At 43.5% G+C, this 2,774-nt stretch carries 2 protein-coding genes and 1 pseudogene; 1 reads left to right on the top strand and 2 read right to left on the bottom strand.

Annotated features, from left to right (window positions below; all coding sequences use genetic code 11):
- Window positions 1-183 precede the first annotated feature (183 nt).
- Entirely contained in the window at window positions 184-2,037 is a 1,854-nt protein-coding gene (locus IM479_RS15335; RefSeq protein ID WP_287684901.1) for a hypothetical protein, read from the top strand.
- Window positions 2,038-2,183: 146 nt separating this feature from the next.
- Here IM479_RS15335 and IM479_RS15330 read toward each other — a convergent pair whose 3' ends face one another.
- Both IM479_RS15330 and IM479_RS15325 read right to left on the bottom strand, forming a co-directional pair.
- Entirely contained in the window at window positions 2,184-2,525 is a 342-nt protein-coding gene (locus tag IM479_RS15330; RefSeq protein WP_287684900.1) for a DUF760 domain-containing protein, read from the bottom strand.
- 125 nt (window positions 2,526-2,650) lie between these two features.
- A pseudogene (locus tag IM479_RS15325) lies at window positions 2,651-2,774 on the bottom strand (zinc ribbon domain-containing protein); the annotation flags it as partial.

The following is a 2,774-nucleotide window of genomic DNA, read 5'->3' as shown; positions in this document are numbered from 1 at the left end:
CATACCGGAACCTTTGGGCTCGACCCAATAAACGCTTGGGGAGAGAATACCTCTACTTTTTCAGAAGCAATTCTGTCTTTCGCAAGTAATCTCTGTGAACCAAGAATCCCCGTCTCTTTAGAGCGGGGAGTGTCAATTGCTATAAAGTAGGTTTATTGAAGAAGTGGAGGGAATCATCATCCTATGGCGATAATGGCAAAATCATTTAGACAAAGACTGGCAGAGATTTTCGGGTTTGACCTGCGATCGCTGGCTTTATTTCGCATTGCCTTGGCGTTAGTGGTTTTAGTAGATTTATCGGTTCGTTTTAGCCAAGTAACTGCCCATTACAGCGGATTGGGGGTTTTACCCCTAGGAAGCTTATCGAAAGTCTCTGCTAGTCCTTTTTACTGGTCTATTTTTGCTCTCAGTGACTCGGTGCTGGTGCAGAGTATCCTGTTTATTGTCGCTATAGCGATCGCATTATTGCTTTTAATTGGCTATCATACCCGTTTAGCCACGATCGCCACTTGGGCGCTAATCGTCTCTTTACATCATCGCAACCCCCTGTTACTATTTGCCGCCGATGACGTAATCCGGGCAGTATTATTCTGGGCGATGTTTTTACCCCTTGGTGCCTGTTATTCCGTGGAAAGTGCCTTAAACACCAATCCCAACCCCTTACCCAAGCGTGTGGTTTCGGCTGCCACGGTCGCTTTTATGATACAGGTGTGTTACATTTATATGTGGTCAGTGGTCTTTAAACTCAAAAGTGAGACTTGGTGGCCCGACGGTACAGCCGTTTATTACTCTCTTAGTTACGATCAATACGCTACCGCTTTGGGGAGTTTTTTACTGACTTTACCGCAGCAATTCCTCAAATTTCTAACAATTTCAGCCCTAGGCTTTGAATGGTTCGGTCCGCTATTGATGTTTGTTCCCTTTCGCAATAGTTTATTTAAAATAATCGCCGTAGTTTCCTTTATTTTCTTGCATACGGTTTTTGGACTGATTCTACATTTAGGGGTTTTCCCTATCTTGAGTGTTACCCATTGGCTGCCGATTATCCCTAGCTTAGTTTGGGATTGGGGACAAAAACGGATGAGAAACCCAGAAAGAGAAGGTTTAAGGATTAATTACGATCGAGATTGTGGATTTTGCAAAAAAGTTGTTCATCTTCTCCGCACTTTTCTCATTTTACCCGGCACTCCCCTGTTAGTCGCTCAGGATAACCCTTCAATATACGAGGATATGGTAGCCCAAAATTCTTGGGTGGTGGAAGATTGGCAGGGAAAACGGCAGTTTAAATGGTCAGCAGTGGTTTATATTGTCAGTCTTTCGCCAATTTTCTGGTTTTTAGCGCCAATTTTGCGTTTACCGCCCCTTATGGCCCTGGGAACGAGAATTTATGAGTGGATTGCCTCCCATCGTCGTTTTATGGGAAATTTCACCAAACCTTTCAAGTTTCGTCCCCTGACGATTAAATCCTCTTTACCTTTAAATATTTTGGTAATTTTCTTCTTATTGTTGACCAGTATCTGGAATTTACGCAGTTTTGTCCGGCAATCGGTCGATAGGGGCGATTTAAATACACCTTTAATTCAGTCCCTCGATCGCTTGCTCACCCGTCGTACTTTTAATACAATTGATATTCTGGCAAAAGTTACCCGTTTAGACCAGTATTGGACTATTTTCTCCCCTAGTCCGCCCCGGGATGATGCTTGGTTTGTGGCAGTCAGTCAATTAGCCGATGGTTCCACGGTAGATATATTTAGAGAAGGACAGCCAGTAATTTGGGATAAACCCACGGATAGCGATCGCAATCGTTTGTATAAAACCATGCAGTGGCGAGTGTATTTTATTAATCTTAATCGAGCTATCGGTCGGTCAGTTTATGGAGAGTTTGGTCAGTATCTCTGTCAAAACTGGAATCAGCAGCACGGTAGTGATCAACAGATTAAATCCCTGCGACTTTATATTATGCGGGAAAGGACTGTCCCCCCCGGAGAAAAACAGGGAATCGAAAAAGAACTCCTCTGGCAGCAAAACTGTCTTTAATCAGTCATCAGTCATCAGTCATCAGTCATCAGTCATCAGTCATCAGTCATCAGTTATTAGCCAGATCAAAGTTATCTTGTAACTAAAATCTGATAGCTGATAGCTGATTGCTTCTTTTTCCCTTTCAAACTAACTACCGCTCAACTTTAAACATCGCTAGAACCGCTCTGGAGACTAGCGAGGGATTTTTCAAAATTCATTCTCTGTTCAGCATTGCGCAGAAAGTAACCACTCATCATTGCCGAGGCCAATAACCGGCCCAGATGTTCGCGACTGGTACTGATAGTGACCCCGAAATGTTCAGAGGGAAGGTTGCCCAAAAGTCCGATAATGTTGCGTTCCATCACTTGAAAAACCTCTTGGGATTCCGGTTTCGAGAGTTGGGCGATTGTTTCGGGACTTAAGGTCTGGACATACTGCCACAAACTCTCGTAAAATTCACTATCGGTACCGAATAAATTGTGAGGGCGATCGTTTTCTCTATACACTTTTGATCTCCTTAAATCAATTTTTTTATAAACTATCCTTTTTGGTTCTTCCAATTTAACAGTTTTTTGAGATAGTGGGGGTCGGCAGAACCGAACCTGAAGGGAATGTTGACATACTCCCACCGTCAAGCTACGCTGTGACGGGGGATTCTTGACCCATCGCTGTTAGAAATTCCTTGTTCAACGAGACAGCTTAGATTCTCAATGTCTCCATTAAGAATCCAGAGGCCGGACTCTCCCAAGGCGTTT

The organism is Microcystis sp. M165S2, assembly GCF_020245885.1.
In the GTDB taxonomy this organism is placed as follows: domain Bacteria; phylum Cyanobacteriota; class Cyanobacteriia; order Cyanobacteriales; family Microcystaceae; genus Microcystis.
The sequence above is the reverse complement of the archived record's forward strand: the minus strand, read 5'-3'. Positions and strand labels throughout refer to the sequence as shown.